This window comes from Bradyrhizobium iriomotense, from assembly GCF_018130765.1.
Taxonomy (GTDB): Bacteria; Pseudomonadota; Alphaproteobacteria; order Rhizobiales; family Xanthobacteraceae; genus Bradyrhizobium; species Bradyrhizobium iriomotense_A.
Genome location: NZ_JAFCJZ010000003.1, coordinates 493536 through 515277, shown reverse-complemented (window position 1 = coordinate 515277; position 21742 = coordinate 493536). Strand labels below are relative to the sequence as shown.

The 21742-nt window shown below is 63.4% G+C and carries 14 protein-coding genes; 7 read left to right on the top strand and 7 right to left on the bottom strand.

Annotation, left to right across the window (positions count from 1 at the left end):
- Positions 1-56: 56 nt before the first annotated feature.
- Positions 57-1448: an NAD-dependent succinate-semialdehyde dehydrogenase gene (locus tag JQ635_RS08580; RefSeq protein ID WP_211409420.1), complete on the top strand. Its 1392-nt coding sequence runs from the start codon at positions 57-59 to the stop codon at positions 1446-1448.
- Between the two features lie 71 nt (positions 1449-1519).
- Here JQ635_RS08580 and JQ635_RS08575 read toward each other — a convergent pair whose 3' ends face one another.
- The 4 genes from JQ635_RS08575 to JQ635_RS08560 form a co-directional block, all read right to left on the bottom strand.
- Positions 1520-3442, bottom strand: coding sequence for a Vps62-related protein (locus tag JQ635_RS08575; protein WP_211409419.1), 1923 nt, complete (start codon positions 3440-3442; stop codon positions 1520-1522).
- Between the two features lie 302 nt (positions 3443-3744).
- Complete coding sequence (locus JQ635_RS08570) at positions 3745-5994, bottom strand: hypothetical protein (RefSeq protein ID WP_246583364.1); 2250 nt, start codon at positions 5992-5994, stop codon at positions 3745-3747.
- 171 nt (positions 5995-6165) lie between these two features.
- Entirely contained in the window at positions 6166-6462 is a 297-nt protein-coding gene (locus JQ635_RS08565; RefSeq protein WP_211409417.1) for a hypothetical protein, read from the bottom strand.
- A gap of 354 nt (positions 6463-6816) precedes the next feature.
- Positions 6817-12894, bottom strand: a complete 6078-nt coding sequence (locus tag JQ635_RS08560; protein WP_211409416.1) for a LamG-like jellyroll fold domain-containing protein — start codon at positions 12892-12894, stop codon at positions 6817-6819.
- 944 nt (positions 12895-13838) lie between these two features.
- Between JQ635_RS08560 and JQ635_RS08555 the strand changes: the two genes are divergently transcribed.
- The gene (locus JQ635_RS08555) at positions 13839-14696 is read left to right on the top strand and encodes a helix-turn-helix transcriptional regulator (protein WP_211409415.1); all 858 of its coding nucleotides are present in this window, start codon (positions 13839-13841) and stop codon (positions 14694-14696) included.
- A gap of 134 nt (positions 14697-14830) precedes the next feature.
- On the opposite strand, the gene guaA is transcribed toward JQ635_RS08555, so the two are convergent.
- Positions 14831-16429: a glutamine-hydrolyzing GMP synthase gene (gene guaA, locus JQ635_RS08550; protein WP_211409414.1), complete on the bottom strand. Its 1599-nt coding sequence runs from the start codon at positions 16427-16429 to the stop codon at positions 14831-14833.
- 150 nt (positions 16430-16579) lie between these two features.
- On the opposite strand from guaA, the gene JQ635_RS08545 reads away from it, so the two are divergent.
- The 3 genes from JQ635_RS08545 (at position 16580) to JQ635_RS08535 (ending at position 18077) form a co-directional block, all read left to right on the top strand.
- Positions 16580-16951: a nuclear transport factor 2 family protein gene (locus tag JQ635_RS08545; RefSeq protein WP_211409413.1), complete on the top strand. Its 372-nt coding sequence runs from the start codon at positions 16580-16582 to the stop codon at positions 16949-16951.
- Between the two features lie 317 nt (positions 16952-17268).
- Complete coding sequence (locus tag JQ635_RS08540; protein WP_211409412.1) at positions 17269-17601, top strand: DHCW motif cupin fold protein; 333 nt, start codon at positions 17269-17271, stop codon at positions 17599-17601.
- 266 nt (positions 17602-17867) lie between these two features.
- Positions 17868-18077, top strand: coding sequence for a cold-shock protein (locus JQ635_RS08535; protein WP_008141931.1), 210 nt, complete (start codon positions 17868-17870; stop codon positions 18075-18077).
- Between the two features lie 207 nt (positions 18078-18284).
- Here the strand turns inward: JQ635_RS08535 and JQ635_RS08530 are convergent, their stop codons facing one another.
- Complete coding sequence (locus JQ635_RS08530) at positions 18285-19586, bottom strand: RsmB/NOP family class I SAM-dependent RNA methyltransferase (protein ID WP_211409411.1); 1302 nt, start codon at positions 19584-19586, stop codon at positions 18285-18287.
- Between the two features lie 34 nt (positions 19587-19620).
- Positions 19621-20043 (bottom strand): MAPEG family protein, encoded by a 423-nt coding sequence (locus tag JQ635_RS08525; protein WP_211409410.1) that lies wholly within the window; start codon positions 20041-20043, stop codon positions 19621-19623.
- A gap of 160 nt (positions 20044-20203) precedes the next feature.
- Here JQ635_RS08525 and JQ635_RS08520 point away from each other — a divergent pair, with 160 nt between their 5' ends.
- Positions 20204-20827: an acriflavin resistance protein gene (locus JQ635_RS08520; protein ID WP_211409409.1), complete on the top strand. Its 624-nt coding sequence runs from the start codon at positions 20204-20206 to the stop codon at positions 20825-20827.
- A 4-nt stretch (positions 20828-20831) separates the two neighbouring features.
- On the top strand, positions 20832-21692 hold the full coding sequence (locus JQ635_RS08515; protein ID WP_246583363.1) for a tetratricopeptide repeat protein: 861 nt from the start codon (positions 20832-20834) through the stop codon (positions 21690-21692).
- Positions 21693-21742: the final 50 nt, after the last annotated feature.

The window sequence follows — 21742 nt, the reverse complement described above, 5'->3', positions numbered from 1 at the left end:
GCGCATGAAGGCAGCCGGCACCAAGCACTGCACGATGCCTGAAGCGAGAACGACACATGGCCTACGCAACCACCTACCCCTACACGGGCGAAGTCCTCAAGACATTCCCCACCGCAAGCGATGCCGAGGTCGCCCACGCGATCGACGCGGCGCATGCGGCCTTCCTTGCCTGGCGCGAGACGTCCTACGCGGCGCGCGGCGCGATCCTGCAAAAGGCGGCCGATCTGCTGCGCAGGGACGCCGACGCCTATGCAAAACTCCTGACGCTCGAAATGGGCAAGCTGTTCACCGAAGCGAAGGCCGAGGTCGAACTGTCGGCGAAGATCTTCGAATATTACGTCGCCAATGCCGAGCGCCTGCTGCGCCCGGAGAAACTGACTGTCGCCGATCCCGCCGAGGGCGAGGCCGTCATCGTCTGCGAGCCGCTCGGCGTGCTGCTCGCCATCGAGCCCTGGAATTTCCCCTACTACCAGATCGCCCGCATCATCGCGCCGCAGCTTTCCGCCGGCAACACCATGCTGCTCAAGCACGCCTCCAACGTGCCGCAGAGCGCGGCGGCGTTCGAACGGCTGATGCGCGAAGCCGGCCTACCCAAAGGCGCCTTCATCAATCTCTACGCGACGCGCTCCCAGGTCGAGACGATCATCAACGACCCGCGCGTGCACGGCGTGGCCCTCACGGGCTCCGAGGATGCCGGCGCGGTGGTCGCCGCGCAGGCCGGCAAGGCGCTGAAGAAATCGACCATGGAGCTCGGCGGCGCCGATGCGTTCGTCGTGCTGGCCGACGCCGACATGGCCAAGACGATCAAATGGGCGGTGTTCGGCCGTCACTGGAACGGCGGCCAGGTCTGCGTCTCCTCCAAGCGCATGATCATCGTCGACGCGGTCTATGACGAGTTCCTGGCGCGCTACCGCGAAGGCGTGGCCGGCCTCAGGGCGGGCGATCCCTTCGCGCCAGAAACGACGCTCGCTCCGCTGTCCTCGCAGGCGGCGGCCGACGAGATCAAGGAGAAGATCCGCCAGGCTGTCGCCCACGGCGCCAAGGCCGAGCAGGTCGGCCCGCCCGTCCCCAACCAGGGCGCCTTCGTGCAGCCGACGATCCTGATCGATGTCGGCGAGGACAATCCGGCGCGCTACTGGGAGTTCTTCGGTCCCGTCTCGATGCTGTTCCGCGCCAAGGACGAGAACGATGCCGTACGCATCGCCAACGATTCCCCGTTCGGCCTCGGCGGCTCGGTGTTCACCGCAGACACCAAGCGCGGCGCCGACGTCGCCAGGAAGATCTCGACCGGCATGGTGTTCGTCAACCATCCGACCAAGGTCGAGGCCGACCTGCCCTTCGGCGGCATCCGCCGCTCCGGCTACGGACGCGAACTTCTGGGGCTCGGCCTCAAGGAATTCGTCAATCACAAGCTGATCGACGTCGTCGACATCGACGCGCGGTTCTGACGGCGCAGCGTACTTCACCCGCGCCAGCAGGCGCGGGTGAAGTGACGCTGACCCTGATCGCGCCTCGCGCCCTACTCGAACGTCGCGCTGTTCCAGTAGAGCGTCGGTGACCCCTTGCCGGGATGCACGACGAGGAAGCCGCCCTGCCAGGGGATCACGCTGGGCGTCCGCGTCGAGAACGCGCCGGCGATCGTGCCTGAATCGCTCCAGTCCGCGCCGTCGCTGGTGGCCGCGTAGCGCACCTTCTTGTTGCTGTCGGCGTAGAAGCAATAGAGCGTCCCGTTCGGCCCTCCCGCGAGTGAGCCGCTCGAATCCGAATAGAGCGACATGCTCGGCAAGAGATTGGGGCCGGTCCAGTTCGATCCGTCGGGCGAGACATAGGCGCCGAGCACCGTCGGCATCCCCTTTTCGAGACCTGCGACCGGCGCCACGATCACCAGCGAGCCACCGCAGCACTCCACCGCGGGCGCCACCAGCGCACCGCCCGCGATCGTCGCCGCCACCGGACCGTTGTCGCCGGGGAGCATCACGCGCTGCGGCGACCCGAAGTGCACCCAGTCGGTCGTGCTGAGATACTGGATGGTGCCGTCGCTGCCGCCCCAGGCAATGTACCAGGCGCCGTTGTACTGGCCGATGCTGGCCCCGGTCGCGGCCGTCGGCGCCGGCCAGAGCCCCGGCACGCTCCATGGTCCTCCGGACCCTGACGAGGAGGTGTAGGCGACGAGGCTCTTGTTGTTGAGCAGTCCGAGCAGCGCGAGGCCCCCCGAGGGCGTGGCGCAGGCGGCCAGTCCGGCGAGCTGGTTCATGGTCGGCGACGGCGCCTTGGACCATTGGCCCTGATTGAAGCTCCACGCCCCCATCATCGGCGGCAACGGAAGCCCCATTCCGATGCAGATGATCTCCGATCCCGGCATCGTCGCCAGCGCCACCGGAATGAGGCTGGCGCTCGACGGGATCGACTGGTCGGTGCCGAAAGCCAGGAAGGTGGGCGTGACGGCCCAGGAGCCCTTCTGCGACGGTGTCGTCGGTCCGGTCAGATCGCCCTTCACGATCGGCAGGATCACTTCGGAGAGCCAGGCCTGCAGCGTCGTCGAGCTCGCGATGGACTGCACGGCATCCTCGACCAGCGAGTTCAGGTTCATGCCGTTTGCGGCGGCGGCGACCAATGAGCCGATCTGCGCATCGGTCAGCGTGGGCTCGAGCGGCTGTCCCCAGCGGCCCTTGAAAGCGAGCCAGGGCGGCGGAGTCACGGGCGTGGGCAGGATCGCCTGCGCGTCGTTCTGGATCACGACCGGCGGGTTGGGCGTGGCCAGATTGACGTTCGGACCGCCGCCCCGCGCGTAATCGGCGACCGCGAAGCGCACATCCCATATATCGACGCCGTCGATCTCATAGGTGTCGTTGCTCGAGGCCGGGTAGTTGGCGTGCGAGCCGCTCGCGACATAGACATTCGGATGCGTGCCGCTGCTGAACGTGAGGAAGCCGTCGTTCGGCGAGCACCATTGTCCGCCCGAATGCTGCGAGAAGAACACGCCGACGACCTGCTGGGCGACATTGACGCGCACGATGACGCATTCCCAATCGCCCCAATGGATCGAGAGCGGCATCAGCGCCTGACCGGTGGAGCCGGTCCAGCCGGTGACCTCGCAGGTCTCCTGCCCGTTATAGGGATAGAACAGCCAGTACTGGAGATCGACCATGTCGGTGCGGTCGTCGACCGGCAGGACATGGACATAGCTGGTGGCGCTGGGAAGATAGCCCTTCATCAGCGAGGCCCATATGACCTGCGGCGCGACCAGATAGTCGTCGGGGCTGCTCTGCTCGACCGTCCCCCAGTTCCACTGACCGGGACCGGAATAGATGCCGCCGGCGGCCTGATAGCCGACCTGGTTGATGTACCAGTCGGTCGACGAGGGCAGATTGACCTCGTCCTTGTCGAGATGAAGCATCGGCGCGAAGTTCGACACGAGTTGGGCAAGCGTAGGCCAGGCCATGATTTGCTCCCTGCTGGTCTTGGATCGACGGTTCGTGGATCGACAGTTCTTGGATCGACGGTCGGGAGCTTCCAACAAGCGCTATCAGGCACGAAGCAGCCCCGCCCTCGCGGGCGACAGTCTAAGCTAATACACGCTTAAAGCGAACACGCATCACGCTGAAATTTGGTGCAGGCACACATGGAGAATTTCACATTGCCGTCATTGCGCCGGTGGAGGTGACGGCGCACACTCGCGACATCGTCGCGGGTGCGCACCGTCGCTTCGACACCGGCAGTCTTCGCCGGACCCGGCGAAACGCCCTACCCTTTTCGCCCCGTGCGCTTCTTGGCCTTCGCCGCGCGCTTGCGTCCCGGGGCTGCGGCTCGCGCCGGTCCGCGGGCCGCGCGGCCGCCGGTGTCGGCGGTCAGTTCGGGACGGAGCCTGGCAAGCTTGGCGCGGTCGGGCATCAGGTCGGCAAAACCGTCGAGCACGCTTGGCGCCGGCGCGCCGTCGCCGGCGACGGCCCGCGCAGCGCCTGTCTGGCTGAGCGCCTGCAACCGCCGGCACGCTTCCCCGAGATGATAGGCATCGCCGCCGAGCGCCACCCATTTTCCAACCTCGGGATGCAGCACGAGATTGGCCGAATGGTTGTCGGTGGCGCTGGTCGGATAGTCGACGAACACGTCGATGCCCGACTGCACGCCGACCATCACGCCCTGCGCCGACCACGACACGGCGACGTCGACGCGGTAGCGGCCCGGCTTCTCGAACGCAAAACCGGCCGTGCTCCAGAACACTTTCGCCGAGGCCGTGATGCTCTTGCCGGGCTCGAGCTCGCTCAGCTTCGCGTGCTCGCAGAGGATGACGAAGGGCCGCACGGGCCGCTCGCGCCCTTCCCCGTCGGTGACGGTGATCGACGTGAACAGGGCCTCGGTGCTGACGTCGTTCGGCGCGCGCAGCGACACGCCGCTGTTGTTCGTCATCGTCCAGGTCAGATCCAAGGGCTGGCCGAGCGCGACGCGGTCGGTATTGGCCGTGACCGTCAGCGCCAGCTCGGAAGGTTCGAAGTCGTGGCGATCGGCGGCTTGCGGCGCGCCGGTCGGGAACCAGCTTGCGAACGGCCATCCGCCCGGACGGATGACGGGATCGGGCATGTGGTTGAGGTGATGACGGACGTTGGTGTTGTGCGCGAGCTTGATCTGGTCCGGGAATACACCGGGCGCGCCGGTCGCGGGACCGCCGAGCACGTCCGCGACGCTCGGCGTCGTGGTCATGATCGAGTTGTCGGCCGCCGTCTCCTGCTCCTGGTGGATCTGGTTCAGCGTGTGCGTCAGCTCGTGGGTCGCGCTGCGCAGGAACGCACGCGGCACGTCGCGCTGCTTCTTGTTGGCGGCGAGGCCGAAGTTGGAGGAGTCCGCGACCGGATAGCCGTCGTCGGAGAAGCTGGCGCAGCCTTCGCGGGGAACGCCGATCTGGTCGTACATGATGCCGCGCGAGCAGCCGAGCTTTGCGGGCACCACGATCATGTGCACGCGCCATTCGGTGTCGAGGTTGGTCGACGGCTTGCGCACGCTGGTCATCAGCGCGTGCAGATCCGCCGAGCTCCAGCAATTGGTCGCCACCACACCGGATGGCACCGGGACGTTTTGCTGGTCCTGCACCACGGTCAGCTGCCAGCCGGTCTTGGCGAAGACGGTGTCGAAGAACTCGGTGCCGCCGGCGCCATCGGGCACGGGTGCGGGCCGCACGGCTCCAACCAGCGTGTCGATCTCCAGCGTGCAGCGGCGGAAGAACTTTGACACCCACGCCAGCGTAACGCTGCCCTTGTCCACGCCGCCCTCGAACAGCCGGCCCTGGTAGAACGGCCCGCCGGTCAGGGAGAACGGAAACGGCGCCGGCACCTTTGAAAGCTTCATCGTCACGGTGCGCGACGGCGTCGACGGGAACGTACCCTTGAACTGGCCGGTCGGCGGCTGCGTGTAGTTGAACTGCTCGGCGACGATCGTCAGCTCGCACTTCTTCGGCACCGGCACCGCGATCGGCGCGGACACGCTGGTTACCCTGAGATAGGAATGATAGCGCGCGCGGGGGAAGATGGGGATTTTTGGCCTGCGGATCGGAAGCGGAATCAAGGGCTCGTCGACAGCGCTGAGCGACGCGGCGATGCTCGTCAGGCCCGCGTCCGCTGCTGCTTCATCTACGTCCTGGTCGCCCACAGGCGGCACCGGCGGGATCGGAATCGGGATCGGGATTGGCGGCAGCGGCGGGATCGGCGGCTTGATGATCGGCAGGCGCGAGTAGAGATCGCCGCTGACGATCAGATGGTCCGCGCCGCCGTCGGGCGTCGAGCGATCGACGCGCAGCGTGCCCTCGAAGGACACGAAGCCAGCCGTCGGCCGGAAGTTGATCTGGTAGCAGCCCTCGCGGAAGTCGAGCCGGCAGAGCCTGAACGGCGGAATGGGCTGCAGATCGGTCGAGGCCGCGTGATCGCCGGAATCGTCATCAAAACTGATCTGGCGCGACAGCGGCACCTGCGGCTTCAGGGCCGGCTCGACCGAAGCCGCAGTCATGTTCGAAAGGCTTCCACCCGATTCATGCTCTGAGCAATTGCACATGTCGTAATCTCCTCGTTGAAAACGTGGAGGCGATCGACATGAGCAACGGGCTCGTTGGCGGTTGAACCGAATTTCTTGTTGGCCAGGGCGTAAAAAATCGGGCGTAAAAAAATCCGGCGCGTGATCCTACGCGCGCCGGTACGTCACAAGACAGCCCTCTGAATCCGTGAACTCAAATCGGTCGGCCTCAAGTGAAATGTGATAGGTCACAAGCTCATCGTTCGCCGTCCCGACGACGAGTGTCCTGGAGTCTTCGAGACGGTAGATACCCGCATCCCACCACACCATGCCCTGCCCCTCGCCGCGCAGGCCGCGGTAGGTGCCAGTCGAGAATGTGAGGGTGGCGGGATATTTGTCTGCGCACGCAGCCGCCGTGGTCTTGGTCCACGTACCAACCATGCTCTGTCCGAGTTTGTCAGCCATAGTGTCTCCATAGCTCCCATCGGCCTTCTGGCCAGTTGAGAGACTATTTCAACATGTCGTTCTGGCGTGTGCAGCTCATTTCAAGCCGATGTGGTGGCAATCTGCCACGCACAATCACAGCAGGTATTTTGTCGCATGATTGATGTGAGCGTGCGTGTGAGGTGGTTCACAGCGAGGTGCGACAATTGGGCTCGCGCGTTTGAACGAGATGAATTCGTGGCGGCGGAGCTTGCGGAGGGACCTAGGTACGCGCGCGCTCACCCCGGCAACACTGCCAGTATGGGCATAGATCGCTTGCATCAGCCCTAGCACCGAAGTCGGCGGGCTTCGCCGTACGGCAAACCGCGATCCCGTTTAGAGTAGGAAGTCAGACTGCGTAACCGTTGTGGCGTTGCCGATGCCAACCAATCGGATCGTTTGACTTGGGTCGCTGTCGATCGTGACGAGTGTATCGGCCCCAACGTCGGCAATGGTGACTCTGGTGGCAAAATCGCCAGCCGTTATCCCGAATGCCGAAATGTCGAGGAAGTCTTGCCCGCCGATCGGGTTGGCGTCGAAAGAATTGATGTTGTCGTTGCCGAAGCCAGATGCAAACACGAAGGTGTCGTTACCGCCGCCGCCGTCCATCGTGTCATTGCCCGCCCCGCCGACAACGCGGTCGTCGCCACCGCCGGCATTAATGATGTCGTTGCCGTTGCCGCCCCCGATCACGTTCGCCCCGCCGGTGCCGGTGATCTGGTCGTTTCCCTGGCTGCCGATGATATTTTCGATGCCGCTCAATATATCACTGCCGATTTGGGCGCTCGTTGCGGTGCTGCCGGTGACGGTCGCCGCAGCCGTGGTACCGGACAGGTCGATGGTATCCACACCGTTGCCGCCGAAGTAAGAGTCATTGCCGTCGCCAATGGTCGCGACAAAGCGATCGCTTCCGTTGCCTCCCCTGACCGTATTGCTCAGTGCATTGCCCGTCCCGACAAAGTCCCCGGCTCCGGTAAATGTCAGGTTCTCAAGGTTGGCAAGGCTGGTCAACGAGAACGAATTGAGCGTCGTCTCGATTGTATCTGTGCCTCCGCCAACTGCTTCGATGACCGTGTCGCCAGGACTGTCGATGACGTAGATGTCGTTGTCAGTGCCGCCAGTCATGGCGTCGTCCCCTGTACCGCCATTAAGCCGGTCGTTTCCGGCCCCGCCATTGAGCACGTCATTGCCAGCCAGCCCGTTGAGCGTATCGTTTCCGCCGAGGCCATTAAGAATGTCCTCGGCCGCCGTGCCGGTTAGAACATTGGCGGAGTTGTTGCCAGTGACGAGGTCTCCGACGATTCCGGTCGCGTCAGAGGTGACGGCTTCCAGCGTGCCAGAGTCGTCAGTAAATCTAACAACTGCGCGAAGCATCTGGCCGACTTGCGCTTGGCTCGGCACAAGATTCGAACTGGTCGCGCCCGCGATGTCGGTCCAGACCGTGCCGTTGAATGCCTGCCACTGGTAGCTGAACACGGAAGTCGTAGTTCCGTCCGGGTCATCGATCGATCCCCGCGACACCGAGACCAGCTGGCCTTCGGTCGGTGTGACATCGCTGATGAAAGGTTGGCCGGTCGGTGCGTCGTTGACGGGTGTGACGCCGATGGTCATCGTTGCGGAGTTCGAAATGTTCTGACCGATGACGATTCCGGCGCCGCCGTTCCAATTGCCTGCAACCTCTTCGCTTGACCAGGCGTGATCCAGGATCACGACATTGTCGATCTCGCCGTCGACCGTGAAATTGCGCGGATCCCCGGCATTGCGTCCACCGAGCAGGAGTGGCGCTGGCGACGCAATGATCGCGCCAGAGCCCGTGTCGCTCATGACCAGGGCGCCGTCCAGGAAAATACTGAAAGTATCGCCGCTTCGTTCGGCAACGAACTGGTGCCAAACCCCGGTATCGATCGGCAGCGGACCCGTCGTGAGGATGGCGACGCCCGCGGCATAGAACTGCAGCCGGCCATCGTCGAGCCGCGTGAACGTCCAGCCGGGCCCCGAATCGTTGGTCCACTTCTCGATGAGCACGGACTCGTGGCTCAAGTCGTTGAACTTTGCCCACACCTGGATCGTGAAATCGTTCCCCGCAAGATCGAACGCCGCGGGGGCCGTGCTGAGAATGGCGCCGCTCGCCTTTGCGCCATCGAGACTGAGGGCCTGCCCCGACAAGCCGGTGGCGAAGCTGGCCCCGCCAGTGAGCGTCAGATTGTGACCGTAGCCGGAGATGTCGGCGGCGGTGCCGTCGAAAGTCCAGGTCGCCAATGTCCCGGCAGCCGGCAACCCGGTGTCCTGCACGCGGAATGAGAAGGACGCGAGGCCCGCTCCGTTGCCGTTGGCCGGTGGCGCATAGGTAAACCTGCCGGCAGCCATGTCGGCGCTGGAAATCGCGAAGCCGGCGGCGGCCTGCGCTGTGCTGATTGCTTGCCCGTCATAAAAAAGCGTCCCCGATGTGGGCAGCGACGTGACGATCACATTGGCCATGCTGTGCGACCAAGCATCACTGCTGTCGGAGAACGGGAAATCCGCAACTGCAAAAGTATGGGTGACATCTTCGATTGTGACGACCGAGGCCGCGCCGGTCGTCGGTGCATCAAATTTGTCGATCGTATAAGCCGGGCCCACGACGGTCGGGGGCCTATTGAGCATGACGGTGCTCACACCGGCATTGTAGACGGCGATGTCCGGTCTGCCATCAGCATCAAAATCGGCCTGAGTTGAAAGGGTGCCACCGCTGGCAATAAAGTGCGGGGCCTGAAAAGTCCCGTCGCCGTTGCCCAAGAGCAAGGAGATCCCGTAGGAGGCACCGCCATCATTTGCGTCATAGTACAATAGATCCGTGTTGCCATCGCCATTCGCATCTTGCGACACGATGGACCCCGCGCCTCCATTGGGAATGGGTGACCACATCTGAGGCTGGAAGCTGCCATCACCGTTGCCAAGGGCTACCATCAGCGAGCCGTTGTATTCGGTGAAGGCGATGTCCAAATCGCCATCGTTGTTGAAATCCGCCAGCAGGCTCCAATATCCGAGGCCGCTCAGACCCGCGACCTCCGCGAAGGTCCCGTCACCGTTGCCGAGGAAGACTTGAACGCCGGCACCGAAGCTGCTGTTGATGATGTCCAGGTGCCCATCGTGATCGAGGTCGCTTACGGCCGAGATGTAGGCATTGACCGTCGGCAGATGGACGGGTGATTGGAATGTGCCGTCGCCATTCCCGAATAGCAGAGCGCCCTTGAGGACGAGGTCCGCATAGCCGTCCTCGTTGAAGTCGCCAAGGTCGGAGTCCGACGGGAACGGCACGTCGGCAGCAGCTGTTATTGGTGCCGCAAACGTCCCATCGCCGGTACCCAGCAGGATCGACACAGTCCCGGCATTGGAGTTCGAGGCGATGATGTCTGCGAAGGTATCATTGTCCACATCGCCGATCGTGATGCCATTAAGGGCGTCACCCGCAGGAAATACAGTCGGCGCACCAAACGTACCGTCGCCGTTACCAAGCGCGACAGCCACGCCGCCGGTGTCATTCTCAGAAACGAGATCCTGGTGCCCATCGCCGTTGACATCGCCCTCCGTGAGATGGCCGACCATCCCGCCGCTGAGAGTCTCGACTGTCTGGAACGTGCCACCCGGGATCGGATTCCCCGCCAGATCGCGCACATTCGTCCCGGTAAAAGCAAGCGCAACGGCACCATCGCCGCTGCCTGTACTCACCGAGACCGTGTATTGTGTACCACTGCTCCCGACCACCGGGACCACGTTTGCGATGCTGGCGCCCAACACACCTGATGTCACCAGCGAGAACTGGTCGATGTCGACACCCGTCACTGGCTCAGAGAACGTCACCGTGTAATTCACCATTTGGGCGTTGGTGGTCGCAGCATCGTTGCGGGTGATGCTTGCGAGCGTGGGGGCGATCTCGTCCACGTTCGTCACTGTAACCGCGATGGCCTGGGTGCTGGTGCCGCCGGCGCCGTCGGAGACTTGAACGGTGACGTTGTAGATATTGTCGCCGCCCGCGTCGGTAGGCGCTTCGAAGTTCGGGGCGGAGACAAAGGAGAGCACGCCAGTATTGGCATCAATCGCGAACCGGCTGGCATCGGGACCGCCTGCGATCGAATAGCTGAGCGTCTGGCCGGTGTCAGGATCGGTGGCCGCGAGGGTTGTTACAGACGTGGTGTTTTCCGGGATCGAGAGCGACGCGCCGAACGTGGTATCGAGGCTGCCGTCCGGGTTGTAACGGATGAGCGCAAAGTCGGCATTCGAGCCATTGTTGCTGTATCCCGACACCAGGATTTTTCCGTCGGCTTGCAATTTGACGCTGAAACCTTCGTCCGGCCCATCGCCGACTTGCGTCGTGACCGTGCCACCTATGCCGAAGGTCGTATCGAGGCTGCCGTCGGCGTTGTAGCGGACAAGGGCAAAATCCGTGTTCGACCCGTTGAAGCTATTGCCGGCCACCAGAATCTTGCCGTCGGACCCGATCGTGACGCTGCTCCCGTAGTCGCTGCCCTCTACGACGCTCGTCCTGATCTTTCCGTCGCCCCCGAACGACGCATCGAGGCTGCCGTCCACGTTGTACCGCGCCACGACAAAGTCGGCATTCGAGCCGGTCAGGCTATAGCCCGCGACCACGATCTTGCCATCGACCTGAATGGCAACGCTCTGGCCAACGTCGTTGGTACCCCCAAAGTCCGTAGTGAGCCTGCCATCGCCATCGAAACTCGTGTCGAGACTGCCGTCCACATTGTAGCGAACAATTGCGAAATCGTTCGGCCCGTTCCCTGTAAAACTATGGCCAGCGGCCACGATCTTGCCGTCCGGTTGCAAGGCAACGCTGTAGCTTGCATCGTGGAACGCAACTTCCGTTGTGACCTTTCCATTGCCATTGAAGGTCGTGTCAAGCGTGCCGTCGGCATTGTATCGCACGAGCGAAAAATCGAAGCTTGAGCCATTAAAGCTGTAGCCTGAAACAACGATCTTTCCGTCGGATTGCAGCGCGACACTCTGGCCGAAGTCGTCGGTCAGGAGACCCGTTGCGACCTTGCCGCCGTCGCCGAAATCGGTGTCCAGGCTGCCATCCGTGTTGTATCGCACGATGGCGAAGTCGGAGCCCGCACCGGACCCGGTATAGCCCGCAACCAGGATCTTTCCGTTAGGATCTACGACAACGCTGAATCCATTATCATCGGTGCCGCCAAAGTCGGTGACTACCTTTCCATCGCCACCAAAACTCGTGTCCAGATGGCCATCTGCGTCATAACGAACCAGGGCAAAGTCGACGCTGGTGCCGTTGAAGCTGCTGCCCGCCACCAACATCTTTCCGTCAGGCTGCACGGCCAAGCCTCGACCGAAGTCATCGGCCGAACCGATCGCCGTCGTCACAATTCCACCGCCGACGAATGTTGGCGCCTCATTGGCGTTGCCGACCGTTACGGCAATCGCTTGCGTGTCGGACCCGCCATTGCCGTCCGAGACTTGCACCGTAACGTCGTAGACATTGTCGCCGCCGGCGTCGGCCGGCGCTTCGAAGTTCGGAGCGCTCTTGAATGAGAGTGCGCCGCTGCTGGGATCGATGGTGAAGAGGTTCGCGTCCGCGCCGCCGGCGATCGAGTAGGTCAGCGTCTGTCCGGCGTCGGGATCCGTCGCGGCGACGGTCGTGACCGCCGTTGTGTTCTCGGCGATCGAGACTGCGATCCCGTCGCCGGGCACGCCTGCGCCGCTTTGATAGATGCCCAGCAGTTCTTCCTGCGACAAAGCACGGTGATAGATTCCGAGCCCATCGATCATGCCGTTGAAATAGAAGCCTTCACCCTGCCCAATTGTCAGCGGCACGTTCGCGTCCGGAATGTCGAAGTTTTGGATCGCGGAGCCGCCCGGTTGGTCATTGACGTACAGCTGATAGGACGAGCCGGATTTGGTCAGAGCGATGAAATACCACTCGCCCGGCACGGGATTGAACGGCGTCTCCGCAAAGAATTGTGGCCCGAGGGTGGGGCTGTTCACGTGAACGCCGAGATTGCCCGAATAGGCCGCAATCCACCATTTGTTTGTTTCGCCCCCGCCTTCATCGTGAGCCACGAGAACGCCCCCTTGGGGAGCTCCCGCGGGGCCGCCGGGCGCTGAGCTGAAATTGGCCCAAAGCACGATCGAAAAGTCGTCGCTGCCGAACGTCCAGTCGGGCGAGTCCGGCACACTGACGTATTGCGACCCATTGAACTGCAGGGCATCGCCGGTGCGCCCCGGCGCGGGCGTTGCGCCAATGATCGCGCCGTCATGATCGCCTTGCTCGTCGCGGACGATTCCGCCGCTCGTATCGTCGAAGGTATAAAAGGCCACGGCTCCAGCGCCCGGTCCGAGCAGCTCCGGCGGCTCGTTCTGATTGGTCACGGATGATCCATCGAATCCTGTGTCAGTCATTTTATGCCTCCGAGTTTCTCACGCGCGCCACAGCGGACGGCGCTCGCGCGTCTCCAGCATTGTAGTGAAGCGTTGCCCATGTGCCCGCTGCAACGCCATTAAGATCAATGACAGGCGCGCGATGACGCCGGTCGCTTCGATTGCCGGTCTGTCGAGGTCACATCGAGATCAAGGCCGGTTACCGCCGCCATCGCCTGCCCCTCAAATGCAATCGCTCCCGAAAGGGCTAAATCGTTTCTTCATCAAACAGTCTGTTGGTGAATCCAGTCAGTGCTTTTATAATTGGCGAGCTCTATCGCGACCCGATGCTGCGCGATCGCGTTTTTCGAACTCCGAGCGCGTTTTGCCCTGGCTAGAAAGCCTAAAAATGGTCAGGCAAAACAACGAACTGATGAACGCGCCTCCGAGTCTGGGGCTTGCCTGCATCATCATCGTCTCAATTAGCCGCTCTCTACCCAGAGCTGTCTTGCCCCATTTGGGGCAGGTGGGCAGAATGTCGCACTGCTTCCTGACTTCGCAGTTCTCTCCTTGGCCTTAGCTGCCCGAGTTGTGGGGAATAACCACCACGAAGGGAGTAATACGTAAGAGATATTGCTGCGAGGGGATCAATTGGTCCCAGTTGCCTGTCCCGCTTTGCGTTCAGAAAGACATTTTTGCGCTTGGAGATTGGGGGGGCGGGTATGAATGCTTGGGACCTCACTCTCGTAGAGCAGGCTTTCGCTGCCGCCGCAGTAGATCCCTCACTTTGGTCAAAGGCTCTCGATGTAGTGACGGCGCAAACAGAGAGCCGCGGAGCCCTCCTGCTGCCGATCTCAGGAGAGCATCTCCCCTATGTACCTTCCAGCGAGGGGTTGGCACGGGCTACCGAGGTTTACTTCAGAGATGGGTGGCATAAGCGCGACGAACGCTTTCGCGGTGTGGCAACGCTCCTGCGGGACAGTGTTATGGACGATCTCGATTGCGTGACGCCCGATCAAATGAAACACCTTCCTTATTATCAAGAGTTTCTTGCACCCTTGGGTCTTAGATGGTTCGCTTGTGTGAAAATCGCCTGCGGGGACGATGTTTGGGGCCTCTCGATTCAGCGTGGCCAGCACCAGGATCCGTTTTCGGCCGCGCAAAAATCGAGACTGGCTCACCTATCGAGATCGTTATCTGCCAATGCAGCGGTATCCTGTGCGCTGGGCTTTGCTGCCGCTGATGCCGCATTGGAAGCGTTCGATATCAGCCAAACGGCCGCGGTCCTCCTCAATCGGCGCGCAGAGATCATCCGAACAAATCGGTTGGCCCATCGATTGCTAACCGGAGACATTCGAATTTGCGCTCGACGGCTGACTTCCGCTGATCCGTCTGCCACTGCGGCGATCGAGCGCGCCCTGCATCGTTTGCTTTGGAATGCCGACGATGTTGCCCTGATGCCGCCAATTCCAATGCCACGTCGGGAACTGCCGCCGATACTCGCGTACCCCATGAAGCTCACAAAGATCACTGCGCACGTCTTCGCGGACTGCCATGCCGTCATCGTTCTCGTAGAGCCAGGCGCTCGTTCGAAGCCGCAAGAAGCCGCTTTGCGTGCCGCATTTGGATTGTCACCCGCGGAGGCGCGGCTTGCGGCGAGACTGGCAACGGGTGAGACATTGAGTGCAATCTGTGACAACCTTGGGATTGCAAAGGAAACGGGACGTCGCGAGTTGAAAACAATCTTTGCCAAAACGGGCGCGCGGCGGCAGCACGAGTTGGTCGCGCTCACGGCAAGTCTGGAAAAATCGAGCGGTCCACTTGATGATGCCGCCAAGTGGTAAAGCAGCGGTACCAGGAATAGACCAACTATTTAGGTCAGCTCTACGAAGCCTCGCTCGGCCCCATGTCATGGCGGTCCGGTGGATGGTGACGGTGATCTCGCCTACGCCAATCTAGCCGATAACCGCCGGGCGCCCTACTCCCACTCAATCGTCCCCGGCGGCTTGCTGGTCACATCGTACACCACCCGGTTCACGCCCTTCACCTCGTTGATGATGCGCGTGGCGGTCTCGCCTAAGAACTTCATGTCGAACTGGTAGAAGTCGGCGGTCATGCCGTCGGTGGAGGTCACGGCGCGGAGGCCGACGACGTAGTCGTAGGTGCGGCCGTCACCCATGACGCCGACGGTCTTCACGGGGAGCAGCACCGCAAAAGCCTGCCAGATTTCGTCGTAGAGGCCGTGCTTGCGGATCTGGTCGATGTAGACGGCGTCGGCCTTGCGCAGGATGTCGAGCTTGTCACGGGTGATGTCGCCGGGGCAGCGGATGGCGAGGCCCGGGCCCGGGAACGGGTGGCGGCCGACGAAGATTTCGGGAAGGCCCAGCTCGCGGCCGAGCTTGCGCACCTCGTCCTTGAACAGCTCGCGCAAGGGCTCGACGAGCTTCATGTTCATGCGCTCGGGCAGGCCGCCGACATTGTGGTGCGACTTGATCGTCACCGACGGGCCGCCGGTGAAGGAGACGCTCTCGATCACGTCGGGGTAGAGCGTGCCCTGCGCGAGGAAGTCGGCGCCGCCGATCTTCTTGGCCTCTTGCTCGAACACCTCGATGAAGAGGCGGCCGATGGTCTTGCGCTTGGTTTCGGGATCGGTGACGCCTTCGAGTTCGCCCAGGAACTGCTTGGAGGCATCCACGTGCACGAGCGGGATGTTGTAGTGGTGGCGGAAGAGGTCGACGACCTGTTCGGCCTCGTTGAGGCGCATCAATCCGTGATCGACGAAGACGCAGGTGAGCTGGTCGCCGATGGCTTCGTGGATCAGCACAGCCGCGACGGCTGAATCGACGCCGCCGGAGAGGCCGCAGATCACCCTGCCCTTGCCGACCTGGGCGCGGATCTTTGCGATTTCCTCCTCGCGGAACGCGCGCATGGTCCAGTCGCCGGTGAGGCCGGCGATCTTGCGCACGAAGTTACGGATGAGCTTTGCGCCGTCGGGCGTGTGCACCACTTCGGGGTGGAACATCAGGCCGTAATATTTGCGCTTCTCGTCCTGGATGATCGCGAAGGGCGCGTTCGGCGAGGTGCCGGCGACGGAGAAGCCCGGCGGCATCTTGGTGATGCGGTCGCCATGGCTCATCCAGACCTGGTTCTTGCTGCCCGATGTCCAGACGTCCTCGAACAGCTTGCTCTGCGCCTTCACCTCGACATCGGCACGGCCGAATTCGCGGTGGTGGCCGCCCTCGACCTCGCCGCCGAGCTGGGCCGCCATGGTCATCTGGCCGTAGCAGATGCCCATCACGGGCACGCCGGAATCGAAGATCAATTGCGGGGCGCGGGGCGAGCCGGCCTCGTGCACCGACTCAGGGCCGCCGGAGAGGATCACCGCCTTCGGCTTCATCTCGTTGAAGGCGGCTTCGGCCTTGTTGAACGGGACGATCTCGCAATAGACGCCGTCCTCGCGCACGCGACGCGCGATCAGCTGCGTCACCTGGCTGCCGAAGTCGACGATGAGAATCTTGTCATGCGCCGAGGCCAATGAGGGCGTCGACGCGGAGCGGTCGTTCTGTGCTGCTGTCATGGCAAGCAGATACGCGACGGAGCCCCCGCCCGCAACCGCGCTGGCTTGCGCGCCCACATTCTTCTTTGGGCATGGACAAGTGTATATAGGTAAGTATTATTGACCTAATTTGCCTCGCCGTCCGACAGGGGCCGATCAGGGAGAACGCTCATGTCACAGCATCATCAGCCATCAACGCTCGCCGCGCTCGGCCGGACCTGGGTCGAGGCCTGGAACGCCCGCGATCTCGAACGCGTGCTCGCGCTCTATGACGAGGCGGCCGTGATGACCTCGGACCGGATTCCGATGATGGGGTTCGACGCCAGCGGGACCGTGCGCGGCAAGGAAAGCTTGCGGGCCTATTGGGGCAAGGCGCTCGGGCTGCTGCCGGAGCTGCACTTTTCGCTGATCGACCTGTTCGTCAGCCCCGACAGCGTCGTGGTGTTCTATGCGAACGAGCGCGGCAAGAAGATCTGCGAATATCTGCGGGTGAACGATGCCGGGCTGATCGTGCAGGGGTCGGCGAACCATTTGGTGCATTGAGGGTGAAGCCACACTCACCGCTGTCATCGCCCGCCCTGTGCGCAATTGCGCACTGGGGCGGGCGATCCAGTATTCCAGAGGCGGCGCCGTGATACGGAGAAGCCGCGACGTACTGGATTCCCCGCCTTCGCGGGGAATGACAGCGAGAGTGAAGCGCGAGCGTGCCTCCACAAGCGTCATTGCGAGCGCAGCGAAGCAATCCAGGCTGCCGCCGCGGATGCATTTCTGGATTGCTTCGCTGCGCTCGCAATGACGGAGACTGTGGCACGTGTGTGCGCTAACACTACGCCCGCCGGCTCCAAGACAGGACGACCATCATGAAACTCCCCACCTCCCCCTTCACCGTCACCGACTGGAGCAAGGTCGAGGCCACCACACATCCTGGCGAGACCGGGCAAGCGCTCTGGCGCACGCTCAATATCGGCGATCTCCGGGTGCGGATGGTCGAGTATTCGCCGGGCTATCTCGCCGATCATTGGTGCGACCGCGGCCACGTCATCTTCGTGGTCAAGGGCGAGCTCGATTCGGAGCTGCGCGACGGCCGCAAGTTCAAGCTGACGGCGGGCATGAGCTACCAGGTTTCGGATTTCGGCGATGCCGCGCACCGGTCCTCGACGGCGTCAGGCGCGACGCTTTTCATCGTCGATTGAGGGCTGACATGCGGTGTATTTGCACCGCAAAATAGAAAATCCGGGCGACGTACCGGGCCACGGGTGGTGCCTTGAAGAAGTCCAATTATCTCGCTATATTGTGATCATCGATACTTGGCCGAACGACTGGGCCGCTTCGCCTCGTCTAAGACGGGCGCGCACGCTTCAGATGAATTCTCCAAACATCGACTCATCAGGGCCATGGGCGCAGCGTCGCGTACCGGTCCGCGTGCGTACTGTCTCTAACTAATTAAAGGAAGTTCCCCATGGCTATGGGCACCGTGAAGTGGTTCAACACCCAAAAGGGTTATGGTTTCATCCAGCCGGACGACGGCCAGAAGGACGTGTTCGTCCACATCAGCGCTGTCGAGCGCGCCGGCCTCTCGTCCCTCAACGAGGGTCAGAAGGTCTCGTTCGACATCGTCGCCGACCGCCGCAGCGGCAAGTCGTCGGCTGACAATCTCCGCGTCGGCTAACGCCGGCGCAGCGTTCTGACCACGGACGTACCGGCAGGACGCCAGAACTCGAAAGCCCCGCGACCGGGATCGGTTCGCGGGGCTTTTGCTTTTTCCCTGTCATTCCGGGGATCGCGACGCGAGAGCCCGGAATCCATGAGCCCGCGGAGACCGCCGCACGATGGATTCCGGGCTCGCGCTACGCGCGCCCCGGAATGACAACGTTGATCATCCCGTCTTCTTCAGCACCGACACAAAAAACCCGTCGGTTCCCGTCCGCCGCGGCGTCATCAGCCAGCCCTCGGCCGACTGCAGCGCGGCGTCGGCAAACGCCTCGGCCTTGTCCCAGAGCACGCTGGCGGTCTGCTCGGGCAGCACCACCGCGAACTCGGGATGGCGGCCGACGAACGCCCTCACCTGCTCGCCGTTCTCCTCCGACAGCACCGAGCAGGTGATGTAGGCGATGCGGCCACCCGGCTTCACCAGGGGAACCGCACGCTCCAGGACCTCGGCCTGGTCGCGCAGGCGGATCTCCAGGGCGCCGGGGCGCATGCGCCACTTGGCGTCGGGGTTGCGGCGCCAGGTTCCGGTTCCCGTGCAGGGCGCGTCGATCACGACGAGGTCGGCCGAGCTGCGGATGTCGGCCAGCGGATCGGCCTCGCCCTTGGGCGTGCGGATATCGGCATTGTGGACGCCGGCACGCGACAGGCGCTCGTGGATCGGGGCAAGCTGGCGCTTGTCGCGGTCGGTCGCGATCAGCCGGCCCTTGCCCTGCATCAGGGCGGCGAGCGCCAGCGTCTTGCCGCCGGCGCCGGCGCAGAGATCGATCACCTGCTCGCCGGGTTTTGCCGCGGTGAACTGGGCCGCAAGCTGCGAACCCTCATCCTGCACTTCAATTGCGCCCTTGATGAAATCCTCTTCCGCCTGGATGCCGGGGTTACGCGCATCGGCCGAAAGCTCGATGCGCAGGCCGGTTGCGGACCAAGGCGTCGGTTTCGCATGAAGATGAGAAAGCGCCTTCAGCACCTTGTCGCGATTGGATTTTAGCGTGTTGACGCGCAAGTCCAGCGGCGCCCGGCTCGCCATCGCGGCGGTCTCCGCTGCACGGTCCTCGCCGAACACTTTTGCGAAGTGCGGATCGAGCCATTCCGGGTAATCGCCGGCGACGGAAGGGGGCGCGTCCTTGAGGGAGCGCTGGCTGAGCGCCGCCTGCTCTCCTTCGGTCAGCGGCGTCGGCGCAAACCGGCTGCCGTCGAACATGGCGGCCATGGTCGCCGCGTCCATGTCGCGCTCGAGGCGGAGCATGCCGATCAGCCTGGCGCGCGCGGTGTCGGCGTCCATCAGGTACGCGCTCGAGGCGTAGCGGCGCAGCACGTCCCAGACGAGGCCGGCGATGGCGGCGCGGTCGCCCGAGCCGGCGAAGCGGTGCGCGGTGCCCCACTCCTTCAGCGCCTTGGCCGCGGGCACGCGGTCTCTCTCGATGGTGTCGATCAGTTCAATGGCTGCGGACAGCCGGGCAGCGGGGGTCATTTGAACCTTTCAGATTGGATCAAGCGTGTAAGGCTCAGATCACCAGGAGCATTCTCAGCGCGAAGTAGATCCACATCGCGAGCAGCACGAGCACGCCGGCGAGCCAGATCGTGGAGCGGCGGCCGAGATCGTTGGAGGAGACGAACACGCCGGCATGGGCAAAACGCGTCACCACGAACACCCAGGACATCAGCACGATGAAGAGATCGGCATGGCGCAAGGGCAGCGCCAGCGCGATCAGGGCATAGAACAGCACCGGCAGCTCGAACTGATTGCGATAGCAATTGCCGATCTGGGTGGCGTCCTTGGGCCAGTTCGGCTCGCCGAGCGCAATGTCGCGGATCTTGGTCTCGCCCGAGACCAGCGCCTTCCGGCGCCCGAGCACCATGCCGATCAGAAGCGCGAAGGTGAGACCGACCTGCACGAAGACAGGCAGCAGGACCATTTGGACGGACATCGGAACTTTCCCGTAAAGCGCGGCACGCCGCGGACCGTCATTAGCCGCGACTTCTCACGCTGACAATCAGCGAGTTGAACCGGTGTTCCCGCTCTTGCGACCAACCACCGATTGTTAAAGCAATTTCGCCCTCTTTTGGGGCACAAGGCGAGCGACCGCCATGAACACCCTCTCCAGCCTGATCGGCTCTTTCGCCGAATCCGCTGACGGCCAGCTCGGCATCCTGATGTCGGCGCTGGCAGGTATCGCCACGGCGCTCGCGGTGGCGCTGGCGATGACGGTGTATTTCCGCCTGAGCTACCGAACGTGGCAGGACGTGGTCAGGCACGGCCTCGCCGCGCTCGCCGCCATCGCCCTGCTCGCCTTTGCCGCCTACGACATGCGCCACGCCGCGCTCGCCTATCTCGGCCTCAACCCGTCAAAACCCGCGGTCGAGTTCGAAATCCGCATGCCCCGCGAGACGCTGGCGGCGGTGAACGACAGCCAGATCGAGCTGCACACCGACCGCAACCAGACCCTGGCCCTGGTCGATGGCGTGCGCGACCTTGCCGACGGACGCGCAGTGCTGCGCGGCGCGGTCGCGCTCAACCATCGCACCGCGGACCGCATGCTGGTCGTGAAACTGCCCGGCAAGGGCACGTTCGAATTCCGCCTGCGCCTGCCCGCCGAGCCACATCGCACCGAGCAGTTCGGCCCCTGGCACCTCGCCGACCGTATCGCCTCGCCGGTGGCTGGCAGCGTCGCCCCGCAGGACGCCTACACGATCCGCTATCGCGTGCTGTGACGTGATGCCCCGAACGCAGTTGCGCATTGCCGCGCTTGTCCTCACCGCCCTGCTTGGTCCCGCACTGTGGATGTCGGCCATCGCCGCCCCGGCCGACATCGCGACGTGCGACCGGCTCGCCGCGCATCCCACCGATCCGGACAGGCCTGCCGATGTGAAGGGAATTCTCGAGATCGCCGATGTCCCCGCCGCGCTGAAGGCCTGCAGAGCGGCCGCCGCAGTGCCCGACGCTCCGCGCCGGATCTGGACGGAGCTCGGCCGCGTCTACGAGTTCGACCGGCAGCTGGCTGAGGCAGCAAGCGCTTATCGCAAGGCCGCTAATGCGGGCAGCTCCACCGCGATGGCCGGCCTCGGCGTGCTCCTGATCCAGGGCAACGGCATCAGGAAGAACATCGGCGAGGGACGGACGCTGATCGAGAAGGCGGCGAATGCCGGCGACGTCGAAGGCATGCTCAACCTCGGCTCGCTCTACGGCGCCGGTGTCGGCGGGAAGACGGATTTGGCGTTGGCGCGCAAATGGTACGCCAAGGCCGTCGACGCGAATTCCAACGAGGCCATGTTTCAGCTGGGACTGATGACCCAGGACGGCGATGGCGGTCCGAAAGACGATGTCGCCGCGAAGGCGCTGTTCGAAAAGGCCGCCGCGCTCGATCATGCCGACGCATTGGAGCGGTTAGGTGCCTATGCCGAAGCCGGCCGGGCCGGCGAGAAGGATGCCAAGGCCGCAATCGCCTATTACAAGCGCGCTGCCGCGCTCGGCAATGAGGATGCCGGCAAGGCGCTCGAACGCCTGCGCTGTCCGTTCCAGCTTAGGGATCGCAGCAATGGCAAACCCGTCGGACGGATTTGCTTTGACGGCGGATAGGCCTTCCCTCGCGCGCAACGACCACCGCCCGCTTTAAACTTTGCTTCATT